This is a genomic window from Blastomonas fulva (genome assembly GCF_003431825.1).
Lineage (GTDB): Bacteria > Pseudomonadota > Alphaproteobacteria > Sphingomonadales > Sphingomonadaceae > Blastomonas > Blastomonas fulva.
On sequence record NZ_CP020083.1, the window covers coordinates 1,124,917 to 1,144,254 of the forward strand.

The 19,338-nt window shown below is 65.7% G+C and carries 15 protein-coding genes; 5 read left to right on the forward strand and 10 right to left on the reverse strand.

The annotated features are described in order from the left end of the window. Positions 1-70: 70 nt before the first annotated feature. From ligD to B5J99_RS05335, 7 genes are all read right to left on the reverse strand, one after another. The gene (gene ligD / locus B5J99_RS05305; protein WP_117351776.1) at positions 71-2,548 is read right to left on the reverse strand and encodes a DNA ligase D; all 2,478 of its coding nucleotides are present in this window, start codon (positions 2,546-2,548) and stop codon (positions 71-73) included. Position 2,549: 1 nt separating this feature from the next. Next, on the reverse strand, positions 2,550-3,419 hold the full coding sequence (ku, locus tag B5J99_RS05310; RefSeq protein WP_117351777.1) for a non-homologous end joining protein Ku: 870 nt from the start codon (positions 3,417-3,419) through the stop codon (positions 2,550-2,552). A gap of 88 nt (positions 3,420-3,507) precedes the next feature. After that, positions 3,508-4,209: a VIT1/CCC1 transporter family protein gene (locus B5J99_RS05315; RefSeq protein WP_117351778.1), complete on the reverse strand. Its 702-nt coding sequence runs from the start codon at positions 4,207-4,209 to the stop codon at positions 3,508-3,510. A gap of 82 nt (positions 4,210-4,291) precedes the next feature. Further along, positions 4,292-5,656 carry an efflux transporter outer membrane subunit gene (locus B5J99_RS05320; RefSeq protein ID WP_117351779.1) on the reverse strand — a complete coding sequence of 455 codons (1,365 nt, stop codon included), beginning with the start codon at positions 5,654-5,656 and terminating at the stop codon, positions 4,292-4,294. A 5-nt stretch (positions 5,657-5,661) separates the two neighbouring features. Continuing rightward, positions 5,662-6,783, reverse strand: coding sequence for an HlyD family secretion protein (locus B5J99_RS05325; protein ID WP_069051071.1), 1,122 nt, complete (start codon positions 6,781-6,783; stop codon positions 5,662-5,664). Then, positions 6,780-8,468: an MFS transporter gene (locus tag B5J99_RS05330; protein ID WP_245991752.1), complete on the reverse strand. Its 1,689-nt coding sequence runs from the start codon at positions 8,466-8,468 to the stop codon at positions 6,780-6,782. The genes B5J99_RS05325 and B5J99_RS05330 overlap by 4 nt, the downstream gene beginning before the upstream one ends. Continuing rightward, positions 8,461-9,099 (reverse strand): TetR/AcrR family transcriptional regulator, encoded by a 639-nt coding sequence (locus tag B5J99_RS05335; RefSeq protein WP_117351780.1) that lies wholly within the window; start codon positions 9,097-9,099, stop codon positions 8,461-8,463. Before B5J99_RS05335 ends, B5J99_RS05330 begins: the two co-directional genes overlap by 8 nt. A gap of 239 nt (positions 9,100-9,338) precedes the next feature. Here B5J99_RS05335 and B5J99_RS05340 point away from each other — a divergent pair, with 239 nt between their 5' ends. Then, positions 9,339-11,657 carry a glycosyltransferase gene (locus B5J99_RS05340; RefSeq protein ID WP_117351781.1) on the forward strand — a complete coding sequence of 773 codons (2,319 nt, stop codon included), beginning with the start codon at positions 9,339-9,341 and terminating at the stop codon, positions 11,655-11,657. Beyond that, a complete protein-coding gene (locus B5J99_RS05345; RefSeq protein ID WP_425456449.1) occupies positions 11,611-12,921 on the forward strand; it encodes a glycoside hydrolase family 130 protein in 1,311 nt (436 codons plus the stop codon). The genes B5J99_RS05340 and B5J99_RS05345 overlap by 47 nt, the downstream gene beginning before the upstream one ends. A gap of 13 nt (positions 12,922-12,934) precedes the next feature. Here the strand turns inward: B5J99_RS05345 and B5J99_RS05350 are convergent, their stop codons facing one another. Beyond that, positions 12,935-13,813: a LytTR family DNA-binding domain-containing protein gene (locus B5J99_RS05350; RefSeq protein WP_117351783.1), complete on the reverse strand. Its 879-nt coding sequence runs from the start codon at positions 13,811-13,813 to the stop codon at positions 12,935-12,937. Positions 13,814-13,920: 107 nt separating this feature from the next. On the opposite strand from B5J99_RS05350, the gene B5J99_RS05355 reads away from it, so the two are divergent. Both B5J99_RS05355 and B5J99_RS05360 read left to right on the forward strand, forming a co-directional pair. Then, on the forward strand, positions 13,921-14,388 hold the full coding sequence (locus tag B5J99_RS05355; protein WP_162892462.1) for a DUF2141 domain-containing protein: 468 nt from the start codon (positions 13,921-13,923) through the stop codon (positions 14,386-14,388). Continuing rightward, positions 14,385-15,839 (forward strand): carotenoid oxygenase family protein, encoded by a 1,455-nt coding sequence (locus tag B5J99_RS05360; RefSeq protein ID WP_211337881.1) that lies wholly within the window; start codon positions 14,385-14,387, stop codon positions 15,837-15,839. Before B5J99_RS05355 ends, B5J99_RS05360 begins: the two co-directional genes overlap by 4 nt. A gap of 17 nt (positions 15,840-15,856) precedes the next feature. Here B5J99_RS05360 and B5J99_RS05365 read toward each other — a convergent pair whose 3' ends face one another. Continuing rightward, on the reverse strand, positions 15,857-17,812 hold the full coding sequence (locus B5J99_RS05365; protein ID WP_245991754.1) for a beta-galactosidase: 1,956 nt from the start codon (positions 17,810-17,812) through the stop codon (positions 15,857-15,859). 91 nt (positions 17,813-17,903) lie between these two features. Between B5J99_RS05365 and B5J99_RS05370 the strand changes: the two genes are divergently transcribed. Beyond that, on the forward strand, positions 17,904-18,566 hold the full coding sequence (locus B5J99_RS05370; protein ID WP_117351784.1) for a TetR/AcrR family transcriptional regulator: 663 nt from the start codon (positions 17,904-17,906) through the stop codon (positions 18,564-18,566). 5 nt (positions 18,567-18,571) lie between these two features. Here the strand turns inward: B5J99_RS05370 and B5J99_RS05375 are convergent, their stop codons facing one another. Next, positions 18,572-19,318, reverse strand: a complete 747-nt coding sequence (locus B5J99_RS05375; protein ID WP_117351785.1) for a Coq4 family protein — start codon at positions 19,316-19,318, stop codon at positions 18,572-18,574. Positions 19,319-19,338: the final 20 nt, after the last annotated feature.

The window sequence follows — 19,338 nt, forward strand, 5'->3', positions numbered from 1 at the left end:
TGGCGTGACCATCGCGGTCATTCCGGGAAAAATCAAGGCAAGTCACAGCCTTGGCACGCCGAACGCGCGATCAGTATTGGGGCAGGGCCTGCGCTGCAAATCCCCAGCCCTGAAGGTCGGACCTTGCCGCCCGCTCGAGCAGCAGGCTGCTGTCGTCGATCGTGTACCGGCTTGCGCTCTTCGCTTCTGCCAGCGCTTCCCAGCCGATCGGCACCGCCACCGGCGCATGCGGGCGGGCGCGGGCCGAATAGGGCATCACGGCTGTGCTGCCCCGCTGGTTGCGCAGCCAGTCGATGAAGATCCTGCCCTTGCGCTTGGCCTTGCTCATGGTTGCAACAAAGCGGTCGGGCTCGGCCATGCTCAGCGCTTCGGCAAAGTGGCGCGCAAAGGCCTTGTGCGCATCCCAGCTGTGCCCGGGATCGAGCGGCACCACGACATGCACGCCCTTGCCGCCGGTGAGCATCGCAAAGCTGACCAGGCCCATGTCGGCAAGATGCCCGCGAATATCGAGCGCGGCCTTTCTGACATCGGCAAAATCGAGACCCTCGTCGGGATCGAGATCGAACACCATCCGGTCGGGATGCTCGACCGCCGCAATCTGGCTGCCCCAGCCGTGGAACTCGATCGTCCCCATCTGCACACAGGCCAGCAGCCCGGCGGCATCCTCGACATACAGATAGTCTTCGTGCCCGCCGTCCTTCTCGCGAATGCTGATATGGTGGACATGCTCGCCGAACGAGCCCGAATCATGCTTCTGGAAGAAGCACGCCTTGGCGCGCCCCTGCGGACAGCGCACCAGGCTGATCGGGCGGCGCGCAGCATGCATCACCATGACCGGAGCGACCGCGGCATAATAATCCGCAAGGTCGCCCTTGGTCTTCTTCGCTTCGGGGAAGATGACGCGATCGCGGCTGGTGATCGTGACCACATCATGGTCGGCTGGCGCGGGCCGTGCGACCTCCGGGGTCACATCGCGCGCTGCCTTGTCGCCGCGCAGGCCCAGAAAGCTCGCATGCCGGACCGCTCCGCCCGCGGTGAATTCCGCAAATGCGATCTCGGCGACAAGCTCGGGCTTCAGCCAGTGCGCATGGCGGGCGGCGGCACCCTCGACGGGCAACGGCGCGGTCTTGCGGGCGAGTTTCGCGAAAGTCCGCGCAAGATCGTCCATGCCATCGGCGCTGAACCCCGTGCCGACATTGCCCTTGTAGACCAATGCATCGCCCTCGTGCTGGGCGAGCAGCAGCGAGGCGAACGGCCGCCCCTTCGCCCTGGAGGGGTTCCAGCCGACGATGACGAACTCTTGGCGGCGGGTGCACTTCACCTTGACCCAGTTGGTCGACCTTTTGCCGGCATAGCCCGATTCGGCGCGCTTGGAGATGATCCCCTCCTGCCCCGCGCTGCACATCGCGGCGTACAGCCTCTCCCCGGCACCGATGACATGATCGGCCACCGCGATCGGCGGGGCGGCATCATGCAGCAGCGCTTCGAGCCGTTCCTTGCGCTCGAGATTGCCCAGCGTGGTCAGCGACTTGCCGTCCTGCTCGATCAGGTCGAAGGCGAAGAACTGCAATTCGGTCTTTGCGTCCTGCGCGCCCTTGCCGCGTTTGAGAACGGCCTGCAGCGCAGAGAAATCGGGGTTGCCGTTGGCGTCGAACGCGACGATCTCGCCATCGATCAGGCAGGGCGGAAGATCGAGCGCGGCGATGTGGGCGACCAGCGGCGCAAACTTGTCGGTCCAGTCCAGTCCGTTGCGCGTGTAGATGCGCACGTCGCTGCCCGCTGCGGCGACGGCGGCGCGATAGCCGTCATACTTGATCTCGTGGATCCAGTCGTGCCCGGCAGGGACGGCATCGACCAATGTCGCCAGCTGCAGGGCACGGAACTTGGGCGGCGTGCCCTTGGACCGGCGTTTGGATGCGGGTTTGGCCGTGCTGGCAGGCTTTGCGCCCAAGTCTGGTTTCAGGCCTTCTTCCCCCGCAGCGATCTGTGCCATCGTCCGGTCGCTGAGAACGCTGGTGAGCGCGCGGCCAACCAGATCATCCGTGCCACCGGCCCATCTGTCGGCGATCTTGCGCAGCAGCCAGTTCTCGCGCTTTTCGCCGGGGCGCGGCTTCATCCGCACCAGCAGCCATTCGCCCTTCATCCGCTGGCCGTCGAGCGTGAAGTGGAGATGCCCCTCCTCGATGTCGTGCGCGCTTTTTCCGGCGATCGGTGCCCAGCTGCCGCTGTCCCACAGCATCACCGTGCCGCCGCCATAGGCACCCTTGGGGATAACGCCCTCGAAATCGGCGTACGACATCGGATGGTCCTCGGTGCGCACCGCCAGCCTTTTGTCTTCGGGATTGGCGCTGGGCCCCTTGGTGACCGCCCAGCTCTTGAGCACGCCGTCGATCTCGAGCCGCAGATCGAAGTGCAGCCGCGTGGCATCGTGCTTCTGCACGATGAAGCGGTTGCCTGCAGCCTTCGACACCTTTCCGGCGGGCTCAGGCGTCTGCTTGAAATCGCGCTTGGCGTTATAGTCGGCAAGCAGATCGGCGGCCCTTGCCATATCAGGCCCGCTTGCGCGCCGGCGCCTTCTTCGCCGGGGTCTTGGTGGTGGCTGCGGCCTTTTTGGGGGCAGGCTTCTTTTTGCCGTCGACCGAGGCCTTGAGCGCTGCCATCAGATCGATGACATTGGACCCCTTGGCGCCGACATCGGGCTCCTCGACATCCTCGAGCACCCGCTTGCCCTTGGCCTTGGCCTTTTTGGCGATCACCCGCTTGAGCGCATCGACATAGTGGTTTTCATAATCGCTGGCGTCGAACTCCCCGGACTTGTTGCCGATCAATGTTTCGGCCAGATCGAGCAGGTCGCTGTCGGGCTTGGTCGAACCGACCTCGCGGAAATAGTCCGCTGCCTTGTTCACTTCATCGGCATAGCGCAGCACTTCGAGGATCAGCCCGCGGCCGCAGGGGCGCAGCGCAACCAATTGTTCCTGCCCGCGCAGCGACAGCTGGCCCAGCCCCACCTTTCTGGTGCGCTTCAGCGCCTCGCGCAGCACGATATAGGCTTCTTCGGCAAGCTCGTCGGCGGGCACCACATAATAAGGCTTGGTGTAATACAGCACGTCGATGGCATTGCTGTCGACGAACTGGACGAGCTCGAGCGTCCGTTTGCTCTCGAGCTTAACCGCCGCGATTTCCTCGTCGTCGAGCAGCACGTAATTGCCCTTGGACAGCTCGAAACCCTTGACGATGTCGTCGTGATCGATAGCCCCGATGCCGGGAACGACCTTCTCGTATTTGACCGGCTTGCCACTGGGCTCGTGGATCTGGCGGAAGCTGACAGCGGCCCCGGATTTGGTGGCCGAATAGATCTCGACGGGGATGGACACCAGCGCGAGGCGGATATGTCCTTTCCAATAGGCACGTGCAGCCATGGTGACCTCGCAATGACGTAAAACGCACATATGCGCGAGTGTGCTACAGGTTCCGTTCGGGCAGACGACAGGCTCTGGGCCGAAGCGGTCAGACCGCCGCGCCCACCACCCTGCCTATCCCTGCGGTCAGCGCCATGGCGATCGCGCCCCAGATGGTCACCCGCGCACTCGCGCGCCACAGCGATGCGCCGCCAGCCCCGGCCCCGATCGCGCCGAGCGCTGCGAGAAACAGCAGCGAGGCGACCGCGACCGCCAACGTCACGCTGGCTTGCGGCGCGATCATCGCGGCGGCCAGCGGCAGCGCAGCACCCACCGAGAAGGTCGCAGCCGATGTCAGCGCGGCCTGCACCGGGCGAGCGGTGGTGAAGGCGGAGATACCCAGCTCGTCTCGGGCATGCGCGCCGAGCGCATCGTGCGCCATCAGCTGGCGAGCGACGATCCCTGCGGTTTCGGCATCGAGCCCGCGGCCCCTATAGATGCCCGCAAGCTCCTCGATCTCGGCATCGACGTCGCTTGCCAGCTCGCCGCGTTCGCGTTCGATATCGGCGGTCTCGGTATCCTGCTGCGAGCTCACCGACACGTATTCGCCCGCCGCCATCGACATCGCGCCCGCCACCAGCCCGGCAGCGCCCGCGATCAGCACATCGGAGGAGGCGGCAGACGCCGCCGCCACCCCGATGATCAGGCTGGCGGTCGAGACGATGCCGTCGTTCGCGCCCATCACCGCGGCGCGCAGCCAGCCGATGCGCGAGACCAGATGGCGTTCGGAATGATCGTGCAGTCTGCTCATGGTCGGTGCCCTTCCGGCGCGGCGCTGGTCTCGGCGCCTGCCTGGCAGGCGCTATAGATCATCGCAGAGCGAGATGCTGCCGTTATTCCGGCGCACCTCCGACCGCCTGGTACAGGCCGACCAGGCCCGAAAGCTCGTCGGCGCGTGTCTGGATCAGCGAAAGCTCCACGCTGAGCAGCGCCCGCTGCGCATCGACCTGCTCTATATAGGTCGTATAGCCTGCACGATAGCGGTTCGAAGCATGCCGCAGCGCGTCGGCCACCGCTGCGCGCTGCGCCTGCAATGCGGTTTCCTGGTCGCCCAGATTGGCGAGCACCGCCATGCGGTCCTCTACCTCGCGAAAGGCATTGAGCACGGTCGAAAGATACGCCCAGGCCGCCTGATCGCGCTGCGCGGTCGCGCCCTCGAGCTGCGCGGTCAGCCGGCCACCCTGGAAGATGGGAGCCAGGATGCTGCCGCCCAGCGACCAGATTCCGATCGGGTCTGCCAGCAGGTCCGACACCGCCAGCCCCGCGCTGGCACCGAGATTGATCGAGGGCATGAACTGCGCCCGCGCCGCGCGCATCTGGGCATCGCCCGCCGCAATGCGAAATTCGGCAGCAGCCACATCGGGTCGGCGGCGGAGCAGTTCGGATGGGAGCGTCGACGGGGGCGCGGGCATGCGCAGCTGGTAAAGCGTGCCGCCGCGCGAAATGGCACCGGGCAGATCGCCGGTAAGCACCGAGAGCATGTTTTCCTGCCGCGCGATCTGGGCCTTCAGCTGCGGCACAAGCTGAACGGTCGCCTGATATTCTGCCTCGGCCTGGCGCAGTTCGAGCTGCGAGGTATAGCCGACCTCGGCGCGGTCGCGGGCGAACTTGAGCGCCTGCTGGCGAGCCTCGACGGTCTCGTCGAGCACCACCAGCCGGGCATCGAGCGCCAGCAGGGTGATATAGCCGTTGGCGGTCGCCGCTGCGACCGACAGCCGCGCCGCCTCCTCATTGGCCGCGCTCGCCGCGACATTGGCCTCGGCGGCATCGACACGCGCGGCGTTCTTGCCGAACAGGTCGATCTCGTAGCTCGCGCGAAACGCCGGTTGCGCGACGATCTGGTCCAGCCCCTGGCCGAAGGGCGAGACCTCCCGCCGCACCGCGCCATCCACCCCGACCCCGAGCGTGGGCAGCAGGAACGCGCGCGAGCCGCGTTCGGTGGCGCGCGCTTCTTCGACCCGCGCCGCAGCGATCCTGACATCGGGATTGGCGAGGCGTGCCTTTTCGACCAGCGCCGACAGCTGCGGATCGCCAAAACCCTGCCACCATTGCGCTTCGACCGGCGCCGTCACGCCGAGCTGGGTGCGCCACTGAGCAGGCGCGCTCACCGATGCCGCCATCGGAGCATCCTGCAGCGCAGGAGCACAGGCGCCAAGCAGCAACAGGCCGGAGACGGCCGCGAGAAGCACTGGACGCATCGCCGTCACTCCCCGGTGTGTACGGTTGCGATGACCGACATGCCCGGGCCCAGCCGCCTGGCGGGCTTCTGGCCGGGATCTAGCACGATCCGCACCGCGATCCGCTGCGGAACCTTAACGAAATTGCCCGCGCCGGTGTCGGGCTTGACGATGCTGAACTCGCTGCTTGCGGCGGGCGAGACGCTCTGCACGCGCCCGGTCAGCCGCGTGCCGCCCAGCGCATCGACCTCGAGCGTCGCGCGCTGGCCGACCGCCATCTTCTCGGTCTGGGCTTCCTTGAAATTGGCGACCACCCAAAGTTCGTCGGGGACGATGTACATCAATTGCGTCCCGGCGCTGACCAGCTGGCCTTCGCGCGCGGTGATCTCGCTCAGCCTGCCCGAGCGGGGTGCGCGGATTTCGGTGCGCGACAGTTCGAACGCCGCCAGATCGCGCGAGGCCTGCGCGCCTGCGACCTGCGCCTCGAGCGCGCCGCGCCCGACGCTGACCGAGCGGATGTTCTCTGCCGCGATCGCCCGCTGCGCTTCGGCCTGGCGGACGCCGGCCTGCGCCTGGCGCAACGCGGCAAGCGCCTGGTCGCGCTCGCGCAGCGAGACCGAGCCTTCATCGACCAGCTCGGCGATGCGCTTCATGTCCGCCTGCGCCTTCAGATAGCCCGCCTGCGCGCTGGCGACCGAGGCGTCCTGCAGCCTGAGCTGCGCCTGGGCGGACCTAAGGCTCTGCTCGCTGTTGGCCAAAGTCGCCTGTTGCGCGGCAATGTTGGCCGCGCCCTGCTGGACCTTCTCGCGATAGGGTGTGGCATCGATGCGCGCCAGCAGCTGGCCCTTTTCGACCCTCTGGAAATCGGCGACCCCGACTTCGACCAGATAGCCTGCGACCTGCGGGCTGACGATGGTCGTGCGCCCGCGCACATAGGCGTTGTTGGTGGTCTCGTCCCCCCCGGCAAAGGGCGGCAGGCCCCAGGCAAAGAGCGCCGCCAGCACACCCAGAACGATCAGAACCAGCGCCACGCCGACGCGCTGACGCGACACCTGCGGCGACCAGCCCTTTTCGGGCTGCGCCAGGGGGGCTTCGGTTTCAGTTGCCTTGGGCGCCGTGTCCTGCGGCGGAAGAGTGGAGGCTGTCATGGGTTCGTCCTTGCGCGCATGGCCTCGATAAAGGCCAGTTCCTTGGCGAGCGGATTGCGCCCGCGAATCTTGTTGATCACCCAGGGCACGAGCAGCGCGACGAAGGTGATCGCCGAGAGCGTGCCGATGAGAAAGAAGACGTCGTTGAAGGCGAGCACCGCCGCCTCGCGCCCGATCTGCTGCGATATGCTGGCAGCTGTGGTCTGCTGCACCAGCGCCGGGTCCTGCTGCAGCGGCGCGGTGCGCTGCGCGACATTGGAGACCGCCTGCGAAAGCTGCGCGTTGCCCAGCGCCAGCGTCGTCCCGGCATCGATCAGATGCGTCTTCAGCCGGATCGTGTGAAACGCAGAGAGCAACGCGATACCGGCCAGGCCGCCGACCGATTGCGACAGCGAGAAGATGGCGATGAAGCTGATGATGTAGTTCTGCCCTGCGGCCAGCGCCCTGAGCATGCCCTGCATAAGCACCGGCCCTATCGCGAACACCGCTGCAAAGGCGATCGCGGCTTGCGACAGATACAGGTCCTGCGGGCGGGTCATCACGCCTGCACGGGTATCGGCAAAGGCGGCGACACAGATCACCAGCACGGCAAACAGCACCGGCCGTGCGAGGTCCTTGGGATCGAGCCGGATGACCGAGAGCACCACGCCTGCAACCGTCGCGCCGGTAAGCACCCAGAAATAGCCGGTGAGCTGCTCGTTGCCATAGCCCAGCGCCACGAACATCCCGCTGGCGCCGAAACCCTGCTCGGCAACCAGAATGCGCACCGTCGCACCGATCGCCGCAATCCCCAGGATCGCCCTGCTGGACAGCCAGCTCAGATCGAGCATGGGGCTCTTGCGGTTGGCCTCGATCAGCAGGCATCCGCCCAGGCCGATGATCGCCAGCGCGGCGGCATAGCCCAGCCAGGGCGCATCCCACCACTGGATCCGCCCCTGGATCAGGAACGCGCACAGCGATGCCACGCCGAGCACGAACAGCGCGATGCTGGGGATGTCGAGCTTCTCGAAGGTCAGCTTGCGCACCCCGGGCGGGAGGCGCAGCAGATAAACCAGCCCCAGCCCGAGCAGCGATAGCGCAAACTGGAACTGGAAGACGCGGTCGATATCGCCATCCACCAGCAGCGCGGGCGACAGCGCGCGGGTGAGCGGAAAGGCGATCTGGGTGAGGCCAAGCGACAGCACCAGCCCCACCGTGCGCAGCGCGGGCGGAAGGCCCTGCATCAGATAATAGATGGTCAGCGCAGACAGGCCGCTGGCGGCGATCCCGGCGACGGCGCGTGCGCCAAGCTCGGCATGATAGCCCGGCCCGATCAGCTGCACCAGATTGGCGGTCACCAGCCCCGCCATCGCCCAGCGCACGAACAGCTGGATGCCGAATTCCTGCCGCACCCGGAAGAGCAGCATGCTCATCGAGGCGTAGGTCGCGTAGAACGCCACCGTCATCCAGCCGGCTTCGACCGGGGTGAGCGCAAACTCGGCCTGCAGCGCGGACGTGTTGGCGAGCTGAAATCCGTTCTGCGCCCCGCCCACCAGGCCGATGAAGATTCCAATGGCGAGATACGCCGCCCGCCGCCTCGCAGGGTGGTCGGGGTTGGCGGGCGACCCCGGCAGAATAGGCATCTCGTGCGGTTTGAACGCATAGCCATCTGCAGCGTCGACCAGAGGGCGCGGGGTCTCAGCCACAGCGCAGCGCCGCATCGATCAGCGTGGTCTCGAGCGCCCCGGCAAAGGCGTGGTCGTCGCCGACACCTGTCACCAGCGTTGCCAGCCGCTCCCGCCGGGCGACGGCGCTGGCGGCCGAATAGATGAAATTGGCGACCCGGAACTGGAGATAGGCCTGCTCACCGGGACACTCGGCCACTGCCGCTTGCGCCAGACCGTAAAAGCGCTGGTGCAAGGGCCCCGAAAGCTCGCGCAGCAGCCACTCGGCACGGACCGTGTCGGTGGTGGTGTCGCGCAGGATAAGCCGCGGAACTTCGGGATGCGCCAGCAGATGCGCCACATAGGCCGCCATCGCGTTCTTCAGATCGGCGCGCGGATCGGCGGCGCCTGCCTTGTCCCTGGCCGCCGCTGCACCCAGAGCATCGTGCAGATCGGACGCGGCGCTTGCGACAATCGCCTTCCACAGCCCCAGCTTGCTGCCGAAATGATAGGAGACCAACGCGACGTCGACCCCCGCATCGGCAGCGATCTCTCGCAGCGGTGTCGCCTCATAGCCCTGCCTGGCAAAGCGCAGCATGGCGGACGTCTCCAGCGCCTTGCGGCCCTGGCGAGCATCATCCCTTGGTCTGCCGGCGCCTTGTCTGCGTGCCATGAGCGAATCCTGCGTGCGGTGCGAGCGAGGTCGTCGCGCCTATTTCAACACCCGTTGAATACGTCGCCAGCCGCTCGAGGTTCCCGCACAGGCCCGACAATTATAACATGGGTTAATCTTGAGGCGCGATTTGGTTGCGAGGCCGTGCAATGGGTCGAAAATCGAACGTTATCCGCATCGGCACGGGCAACGTTTTGTGCAGCGCAGCGTAACCATCCTGACATCTCAGGAGGCGCAGCATGTTTTTTGCCCATGGGTCCAAGGGCGAGGACCAGCACAGTTCGACAATCGTCTCGTTTCCCCGTCGCCAGGCCCAGCGCTGCGTCACGATCATCAGCACCTATCCGCCCCGCAAATGCGGGCTTGCAACCTTTGCGGCCGATGTCGTCGAGCAGGTCGGCGCGCATTTCGATAACGTGAAGTTCAACATCTGGGCGATGACCAATGGCGATGCCGCCATCCCCGAGGGCGTGAACGCAATCTGCAGCAGTGATGTCGAAAGCCATCGCACCGCGGCAGCCGCAATCAACGCCACCACCACCGATGCAGTCTGGGTGCAGCACGAGTTCGGCATCTATGGCGGGCCCGACGGCGAGATGATCATCGATCTGGTCGACCGGATCGCAGCCCCGCTCATCATCACCTTCCACACCGTGCTCGAGGACCCTTCGGACAACCAGCGGCGGATCATCGACCATCTTGTCAGCAGGGCATCGAGGATCATGGTGATGAGCCCCCTGTCGCGCGACCGGCTGACCGAGCGGCATCATGCGCCGCACGAGATCATCGACGTGATCGAGCACGGCGCACCCGATCGTCCGTTCGGCAGGGAACAGCAGTTCAAGGCCGAACGCGGGCTGGGCGATCGCCCGGTGCTCACCACCTTCGGCCTGCTCGGCCGCGGCAAGGGGCTTGAAGCCGTAATCGAGGCGCTGCCTGCCATCCTGCGCAGCAACCCCGACATCTGCTATCGCATCGTCGGAGCGACGCATCCCAATCTGGTCGCCAGCGAGGGCGAGCGCTATCGCGAAGAGCTGATGCAGCGCGCCGAACAGCTGGGCGTGGCGCACGCCATCGAATGGGAAAACAGGTTTCTCAACACCGACGAGCTGCTCGATCAGCTCGAGGCCTGCGACATCTACCTCACGCCCTATCCCAACCTCCAGCAATCGACGAGCGGTACGCTGAGCTACGCCGTTGCACTCGGCAAGGCGGTTGTGTCGACGCCGTACATCCACGCCCGCGAGCTGCTAGCCGGTGGGGTGGGCGTGCTGATTGAGCCGCAATCGGTATCGGGAATCGCCGACGCGGTCTGCTCGCTGCTGGCCGACCCCGGCACGCTGGCGGCGCAGAAACTGCGCGCCTATGATCGCGGCCGCCAGACCATCTGGCCGCGCTTTGCAGAAGCGGTCGAGCAGATGATCGAGCAGACCGTCTCGCGCCCGCTTTCCAAGACCGCGCTGGTGCAGCCAAGCTTCGACGGTGTCCGCCGGATGAGCGATTCAACCGGAATGTTCCAGCACGCGCTCGGGATGATCCCCGATCGCAGGCACGGCTATTGCCTTGATGACAACGTCCGGGCGCTGATGCTCCTCAACGTCACTACCGCGATCGGCACCAGCGAGCAGACCGATCGCTCGACGGTCTGTGCGTCGTTCATCCAGCATGCCTGGAACCCCGACAAGGGTCTCTTCCGCAATTTCATGGGATTTGATCGAAGCTGGCTCGAGGATTTCGGATCGGAAGATTCGAACGGCCGGACCGTCTGGTCGCTGGCGCACACCGCGGTGAACAACCCCAACAGGGAGATCCGCGAATGGGCAACCCGTCTGTATGACGAGGTTCTGGATCATTGCGCCACCCTGGACAGCCCCCGGACGCTGGCGTTTATCACCCTGGGCGCTTCTGCCATGCTCCAGGTCCGGCCCGCGCATGGCCCGTCGTTGCGCGCAGCCGAACGCGGCGCCGGGATCCTCGCGCATCTTGCGGGGCAGTCCCGCCGTCCCGACTGGACCTGGTTCGAAGCGATGCTCGCTTATGACAACCCGCGCATGCCCCAGGCGCTGATCGCAGCAGGAATGGCGCTTGGCCGCAACGACTGGCTTGAGATCGGGCTCGATACGCTGCGCTGGATCTGCGAACGGCAGATCGCCGCTGCCGGTCATTTCCGTCCCATCGGATCGGAGGGGTTCGGCCAGGATTATGGCCATATGCCGTTCGACCAGCAGCCGCTCGAGGCGCAGGCCGCGCTGGATGCGTGCGCTGCGGCATTTGCGGCAGACGGTGGGCCGCATTGGCGCCGCTACGGGCTGGCCGCATGGAACTGGTTCTTCGGTGCCAACGACAGGGGCGAGGTTCTGGCAGATCCGGTCAGCGGACTGTGCAGGGATGGCCTGAACCCGCGGGGCGCCAATCTGAACTGCGGCGCTGAAAGCATATTGGCGTTTCAACTCGGTTATCATTCCATGCTAGCGCTCGTGCCAGATGAAGGCCAGCATTCGGGAGACGCGGTTGAAAAGCTCAAGAAACAGGTATCGCGGGCCCTTGCATATCCATGACCTGAGACTGAGCGCCGACCCGTCGCGGGTCGTGCTGCGCCCGTTCCATCTGACCTGGCAAGCCCAGCAAGCCGAAGACAACCGTGCATTGAAGCTGGTTGAGAACATCACCGCGCTCGGCGAAGACGAGGTCACCGCGGAGTACGGAAAGGTGCTTGCCGATTTCAAGGATCGGCACTGGCAGACCGAAGCGATGTTCGCCGAGCGGTGGCAGGAGGTGCAGGCAGCTCTGGGCCTTGGCCAGACCGACTTCTCGCCTGCGCGGCAGAAGCTGATCGGGGCATATTTCTGTCACGAATATGCCTATGCAGCGGCCGCGCTGATGAACCCTTCGATCGTCCCGCATCCCGATCAGAGCGGGTGCGAAAGCGGTGCGGTGCGGTTCATCATGTCGCTGCGTGCAGTGGGTGAAGGCCATATCAGTTCGATCGCGTTCCGCGAGGGCATCGCATCGGCAAGCGGCGGCATCGATCTGTGGCCGCAGAGCTCGTGGGCGACATCGGTCGAGCTGGACAATGCCAGCCTGACCGACGGCGACAGCGCCGTGACCGTGCATCGCCACGCGGACAGCAGCCTTTCCAACACCGTGATCTTTCCCGTGACCGAGCAGCAACGCAACGGGCTGGAAGACCTGAGGCTCGTGCGCTTTCGGCACGACGACGGCAGCTATGAGTGGATCGGAACCTATACCGCCTATTCGGGCGCGACCATCCGGTCGGAGCTGCTTCGCACCACCGACTTCAAGCAGTTCGTGCTCGAGCCCATCGAAGGCAAGGCCGGCAGAAACAAGGGCATGGCGCTGTTCCCCGAGAAGATCGGGGGGCAATATGCGATGATCGGACGGCAGGACGGCAAGAACCTGTTCCTGCTCCAGAGCCCGCGGGTGGATTGCTGGGAAGACGAAGGCCGCCTGATCATGGAGCCTGAATTCCCCTGGGAATTCATCCAGATCGGCAACTGCGGGAGCCCGATACGCACGCCGCATGGCTGGCTGCTGTTGACCCATGGCGTGGGCGCGATGCGCAAATACGCGCTCGGCTGCGCGCTGCTCGATCTCGACGACCCCTCGAAGGTTATCGCGCGCACCACCCAGCCGCTGCTTACCGCCGAGAATGCGGACCGGTCGGGCTATGTGCCCAACGTGATCTATACCTGCGGCGCGATGCTGCTGGAGGACCAGCTGGTCATTCCCTATGGCATTTCGGACAGCTCGGTAGGGTTCGCCAACATATCGCTGGACGACCTGCTCAAGACCATGCGGTGACGCACAAGGTGTGTCAGGAGCCTTGCGAGAACCAGCCACTGCCCTTCAGTCGCTGTTGCATCGCCCGGCTGACCGGTACCTGCAGCCCCGAGGACAGATCGAGCATCATGCGGCCTGCGCGCTGACCGCCTGAGGTCACCGCGGCGCGTGCGACCCACCAGCTGCGGTGGACCCGCGCCCCCGGCGCATCCTCCAGCAAGGCGCAGGCATCGGTCATCCGCATCAGCACCAGATTGCTTCCCGCATCGGTATGGACGCGCAGATAATGGTCTTCGGCCTCGATCGCCAGCAGCCTGGCGCTGCGCAGATTGACCGGCAGCTTTTCGGCCAGCAAGGGCGGGATCGCCGGAGCACCTTCGGGCTGGGGACTTTCGGGCTGGGCGCTCTGGCTCGGGACCGGCTGTGCGGCATCCGGGAGAGCCATGGCGGGTTGAAGGGCGGGCGCCCTGGGCTGGATATCGGCATTGGCGAGATAGTTGATCGCGGTCAGCACCAGCGTGATCAGCAGCACCGCCAGCCAGAACTGGAGCACCAGCATCGGCGTGATCATCTCCACGCCGAAGAACAGCGCGCTCACCACGATCACGATGAAGCTGTGCGGGAGCGACACCAGCAGCGCCACCAGCGCGATCTCCAGCCAGCGTCGCGATTCCAGGCCGCCCCAGCTGCGCACCAGCGCCGACACCCCCATCCCCAGGAACGATCCCGGCATGATGACCGCGGCCCAATAGGCAAGGCGAAGGCCCAGCAGGGCCTCGCCTGTGCCCAATGCGCCGAGATAGGCCAGAACCGCCGAAGCCGCCGCCGCGATTCCAAGCCCGCGAAACGCCTGCGTCTGCAGGGAAAATGCATTTGGCGAAGCGCGAACTGCAGAGGCTTCGTTCTGACGCATCAAGGCTCGCAACTCACGTATCCAGGGAAGACGGACGGGTGATAGCCGGGGCAGGAGGAAACGGTCAATGGCGGCACCGCCGTCATCACCCTCAGGAGACCCGACCCATGAAGACCTTTTTCGCGATCGCAGCGCTTGCGGCAGCCGGCATGGCCAGCGCGCAGGCGCCGCAGCCACAGGCCCCGCAGATGGCCGCCGCCAACCCCAGCGCCAGCGCCAGCCTCACCATCCGGTTCGAACAGATCACCGCTCCGACCGGCCGGATCCTGATGAGTGTCTATGACAGCGAGACAGCGCACGACAAGGGCGGCAAGCCCGCACGGGTGGGCATGGTCGAGGTCGAAGGTGCCACCGCCACGCTGACGCTCACCGGTCTTGCGCCGGGCCGCTATGCGATCAAGGTGTTCCACGATGTCGATGGCGATGGCCAGATGAAGATGAACCCCTTCGGCATGCCGCTCGAACCCTTTGCCTTTTCCAATGGAGCAAGGCCCGAAGGCGGGCCAGCGCTGTGGAAAGCGGCGAGCTTTGACGTGTCGGCAGGGGCCAGCGAAACCCGGATCAGCTTCCAGTGACCGCCGCCAGCCTGAACCGCCGGGATCTTCTGCTGCGCGGAGGCCTTGCCACCGCCGGCGCCATGCTGCCCGGCTGGGCCAGCACCGCGATGGCGGCGACGCAAGCCCCGGCGCTGCCCGACTGGACGCTGGGCGTGGGCGACATCCTGTCGGACATCACGCCGCAGCCGCTGGTGCGCGTCTCGGGCCGCGCACCGGCGCTCAAGGGCACGCTCTACCGCAATGGCCCCGCGCGCTTCCGGCGCGGCGCGAGCGCGGTCGGACACTGGTTCGATGGCGACGGGCTGGTGCGCGCCTGGCGGGTGAACGGCGACCAGGCGAGCCTTGCAGCGCGGTTCGTCGACACCCCCAAGCGCCGCCTCGAAGAGCAGCTCGACCGCATCGTCCAGCCCGGCTTCGGCACGCCGGCAGGGCCGGGCGCGAGTGTCGGCAGTCCGGACGATACCAACCCGGCCAACACCCATGTGATCGCCGCAGGTGGCCGCCTGCTGGCGCTGTGGGAGGCAGGGTCCGCCACCGCGCTCGACCCGGAAACGCTGGCGACGCAGGGCATGGTGACCTTTCGCGACGATCTCGCCAGGATGCCGTTCCTCGCGCATCCGCGGATCGAACCTTCGGGGCAGATCTGGAACATCGGGTCGGGCGGCGAAAGCGCCTATGTCTGGAGGCTCTCGGCCGATGGCAGTTTCGAGGCGGGTCAGGCCATCGCGCTGCCGATGGCAAGCTATATGCACGACTTCACCGCCACCGCCCGGCACCTCGTCATCCTGTGCCAGCCCTGGGTATCGGACCAGGCCCGCCTGCCGTTCTCGCAGAGCATGAGCTGGCGCCCCGAGCGCGGATCGCGGGTGCTGGTTCTGGACAAGGACGACCTCTCGCGCCGCCGCGAATACGAGCTTCCGCCATTGTTCTTCTTCCATCTGGGCGATGCCTGGGAGGAGGCCGACGGCACCATCCGCTTCGATGGCTGTTTCCACGCCGACCCGACCTTCGCCTTGCTGGGCGCGCCGGGACTGGTCGAGGGGCGGCACGAATATTCGGAGAGGCCCGAGCTCACCCTTGTAACGCTGCACCCCGATGGCCGCGCCGACATGAAGGCTGCGGGGATTTCCGCCGAGTTCCTGCGCAGCGCACCAGAGACTGCTGGCCTTCTGCGCCACCAGACCATCCATGTCGGAGGCTATCGCACCGACCGCCCCTTCGCGCGCAGCATCGGCATCTGGGACTGGAGGTCCGGCCGCGACGACAGCTTCGATTTCGGTGCCCGCCAGCTGGTGGAGGAGTTCGTCCCCGCAGGCCGCCACCTGATCCGCACCACGCTCAACCTCGACGCACGCGCGACCGAGCTGCACGTGTTCGACGCCCGCAAGGTTGCCGACGGCCCGGTGGTCACCTGGCGCAGCACCGTCCCGCTGCCGCTGAGCTTCCACGGCAGCTGGGTTTCGGGCTGACGCAAGCGGGGAGCACCTCAGAGCGTCAGCACGGCAATCCCGGCGGGAGGAATCAGCTTTTCGCCCAGCACCAGCCGGCCGCCGATGCCATCGGGGATCGCGACCGGGGTTGGGGCATAGTTGAACGCAAAGACATGGCTGGCCGTGCGGCGCAGGCGCAGACCCTCGGGCAGCGCCACGGTGTCGACGCCCGCCTCGCGCGCTGCAGACTGCAGAACGGGCGCGAGAATGTCCGGCTCGGGCCAGGCGGCAAGATAGCGTCGGTTGCCCGATCGCCAGCAGGCGACGGTTCCGTCATCGGCGACGAGCTCTGCTGCCGCATCGGTTTCCAGATGCTCGATCCAGCGGCGCACCGCCCAACCCTGGCCCGGATGCACCAGCCCCGGTCTCAGGCTCTCCACCCGCACGACTTTGGCCGGGAAGATCGCGCCGGGCGGCAGGCCATCGGGTATCGCGAAGTCGGCCGTGCGGCTTCCCGATCGCGGGCCGATCACGACAGGGCCTTCAAAGGCGGCGAGGTGCGCCAAAAGTTCGTCGGGCACCACCGGCAGGCAGGGCACCACGCACATCGCATAGCCTTCGAGCGGCGCATTGGCCGGGAGGATGTCGACATTCAGACCCAGCTGCCGCAGCGCGCAATAGGCATCGAACGCCGCCCACAACGCGGATAGCCCCGCACCCTGCGGCTGGATCGTTGTGATCCAGTCCGAATCATAGGAGAAGATCAGCGCCACGCTCTTGGCCGCAGCGGACATCGGGCCGATGGCTGCGATGTCCTCGGCAGCCTGTGCCGCTTCAGCATAGGCGGGCGCGGGCGCATCGTCAGGGCGCAAAAGACCAGCGTGCAGCTGTTCTTGGGCGAAGGGTGCCTGGCGCCAGCGGAAATAGCTGACCAGCTCGGCGCCATGGGCCAGCGCCTCGAGCGTCCACAGCCGCACCATGCCATCCAGCGGCGCCGGGTTGTGCCGCGCCCAGTTGACCGGTCCGGGCTGCTGCTCCAGCACCCACCAGCGGCCACCGCGCATGCATCCCCGGTACAGATCGTGATGGAAGGCGGCGATATCGGGGTGGCCCTGCCGCGCATAACGCAGTCTGTCTTCCTCGCTGAACCGGAAGCTTTCGAGAAAGCCCAGCGGATAGCTGTCCCAGCCCACGGCATCGAGCGACTGCGCGACATCGTGATGATCGAACTCGGTGAAGAACCCCATGAAGTTGTGGGTGATGTCTCGGCCGGGGGACAATGCGCGCAGGATGTCCACCTGGATCTGGTTGAAGCGGACGACCTCGTCCGAGGCGAAGCGGCGGAAGGCGAGCCAATGCGCCGGGTTCGCTTCGGTGACGGTCAGGTTGGGCAGGTCGATTTCGTCGAAACTGCGATATTCCTGGCTCCAGAACACATTGCCCCAGGCGCGGTTGAGGGCTGCGACATCGCCATAACGTTCGGCCAGCCAGACCCAGAAAGCCGCCAAGGCAGCGGGTGAAAAGCTCTGCACCGTGTCGTGGCAGCCATATTCATTGTCGGTCTGCCACGCGACCACCGCCGGATGGTGACCATAGCGTTCGGCCACGGCGCGGGTGATGCGCGCGGACTGCTTGCGATATCCGGCATGGCTGAAGCAGTAATGACGCCGCGACCCGAAGCGCCGCGGACGACCGTCGCGGTCGACCGCGATCATGTCGGGCATGGAATCGACCAGCCATTTGGGAGGCGTGGCCGTGGGCGTTCCCAGGATGACGCCAAGCCCTGCGGCATGCAGCGTTTCGATCGCCCGGTCGAGCCAGACCCAATCGAACCGGCCGGGCTCGGGTTCGATCCGGCTCCAGGCAAACTCGCCGATGCGCACCCGGGTCAGCCCGATCTCGCGCATCCGCCGGGCATCGTTAGCCCATTGCGATTCGGGCCAGTGTTCCGGGTAATAACAGACGCCAAGCTGCATCAGCTGCGGCTTCGGGGATGGGCTATCGGAGATCATGGCTGCGCGGTTGCTCTTTTTGGGATCAGGGGGCAATTACGAATAGACGATATGTTCAATTGGCGCTCATGCCACATCAAAAAGGCGGCACATGGCTGATCGGGGTCTGAAATCCAAAACAGCACCGCGCAAGCGTGTCCGACTGGCGCCACAGGAGCGGCAGTCGCTGATCCTGGACCGTACCGCCGACATCATCGCGCGCGAAGGCGTGTCGGCGCTGTCGATGGACCGGATCGGGCGCGAAGCCGGGGTCAGCAAGTCGCTGGTCTATGCCTATTTCCCCGGGATGACAGACCTTTTGCGGCAATTGCTGCAGCGCGAATGGCGCAGGCTGCGGCGTTTGCAAGCCGAGGCGGCGGATCGGGCCGAAACAATGGAAGGGCTGGTTCGCGCGGTGACCCATGTCTACCTCAAATACATCGACGAGCGTGGCATGCTGATCGAACGGCTTCAGGCAGAGCCGTCGGTATCCGCGATCCATGACCCCACCGAGTTCGGCCGTGACAGCGCTGTAGGCTATCTCGCCGAAATCGTTGCCGAGCATTATGGACTTCCGCAGGACATCGCGAAGGCTGCGACGGATATCAGCTTTGGTCTGCCGGCAGCTGCGGGAGCGTATCTGCTTCAGCGACGGCTGAGCAGGGAGGTGCTGGAAGACCTGACCGTCACCATGATCCTGGGCACGCTGAATGAATTGAAGCGCGAGCATATGGCCCGTCTCCAGCCGATCCGACGCGCACCGCCGCTGCGTTAATTTGCTCAAGCTGCGGCGGCGAGCAGGTCCGGTGTCCGCTCCGGTGAAGGGTTGACGACGGCAATCGGGCCCTCATCAAGACCATATTCCCTGCGCAGCCGGTCGAGAGGTTCGTGCAGGCGCTTTTCGAAAGCCACGAACTGCAGGCTTCGGGCGCGACGCCCCCGCGACCAACCATCGGTAATGGCATCCATCGCCGGCTGGATCAGCAACGGATCGACCAGCGCCATGTGCCCGGAGACCACGGCAATCCACATCGCGGCATAGGGAAAGTCCATCTGCGCCAACTGAAACGCCTGCAATGCCAGCTCTCCAAACGGGGTCGCCGGATAGCCGGTCAGCACGTGATGCAGATCGTGCGTCTGGAAGCCTCGCACCACCTTGTAGGCAATTGCTGGCGGCATACGATCGATCTTGCCGCTGAGCTCAAGCGCTTCGTGCCGGGCACGATACCCTGCTGCCAAGTGCTCGACCAGATCATTGTCGACCATGAAGGCGCGATAGGCATGGCCGAGCGTTCCGGGAGCGCAACCATCGAGCAAGGCCAGCCGAAAGTCCGGCGCAAGCCAGGCTTCGCAGGCTAGCGGGCCATGCTCGGGATGATTCAGGATGGCAGCCTCATATTTGGAAATGGCATCGGTGGGTGCTGTCTCCCACCACTCGTTGAACAACCAGTCGATTCCGTGGGTGTAGAAATTGTCGATGCTTTGGAGGAATTTCTCTCCGAAGCCGCGTTCGATCTGCGTAGCCATCTGCTTTTCTCCTCAGGCTC

Coding starts and splice junctions, on each gene's coding strand:
- ligD (WP_117351776.1), bottom strand. CDS start 2,548: ATGGCAAGGGCCGCCGATCTGCTTGCCGACTATAACGCCAAGCGCGAT.
- ku (WP_117351777.1), bottom strand. CDS start 3,419: ATGGCTGCACGTGCCTATTGGAAAGGACATATCCGCCTCGCGCTGGTG.
- B5J99_RS05315 (WP_117351778.1), bottom strand. CDS start 4,209: ATGAGCAGACTGCACGATCATTCCGAACGCCATCTGGTCTCGCGCATC.
- B5J99_RS05320 (WP_117351779.1), bottom strand. CDS start 5,656: ATGCGTCCAGTGCTTCTCGCGGCCGTCTCCGGCCTGTTGCTGCTTGGC.
- B5J99_RS05325 (WP_069051071.1), bottom strand. CDS start 6,783: ATGACAGCCTCCACTCTTCCGCCGCAGGACACGGCGCCCAAGGCAACT.
- B5J99_RS05335 (WP_117351780.1), bottom strand. CDS start 9,099: ATGGCACGCAGACAAGGCGCCGGCAGACCAAGGGATGATGCTCGCCAG.
- B5J99_RS05340 (WP_117351781.1), top strand. CDS start 9,339: ATGTTTTTTGCCCATGGGTCCAAGGGCGAGGACCAGCACAGTTCGACA.
- B5J99_RS05350 (WP_117351783.1), bottom strand. CDS start 13,813: ATGCGTCAGAACGAAGCCTCTGCAGTTCGCGCTTCGCCAAATGCATTT.
- B5J99_RS05355 (WP_162892462.1), top strand. CDS start 13,921: ATGAAGACCTTTTTCGCGATCGCAGCGCTTGCGGCAGCCGGCATGGCC.
- B5J99_RS05365 (WP_245991754.1), bottom strand. CDS start 17,812: ATGATCTCCGATAGCCCATCCCCGAAGCCGCAGCTGATGCAGCTTGGC.
- B5J99_RS05370 (WP_117351784.1), top strand. CDS start 17,904: ATGGCTGATCGGGGTCTGAAATCCAAAACAGCACCGCGCAAGCGTGTC.
- B5J99_RS05375 (WP_117351785.1), bottom strand. CDS start 19,318: ATGGCTACGCAGATCGAACGCGGCTTCGGAGAGAAATTCCTCCAAAGC.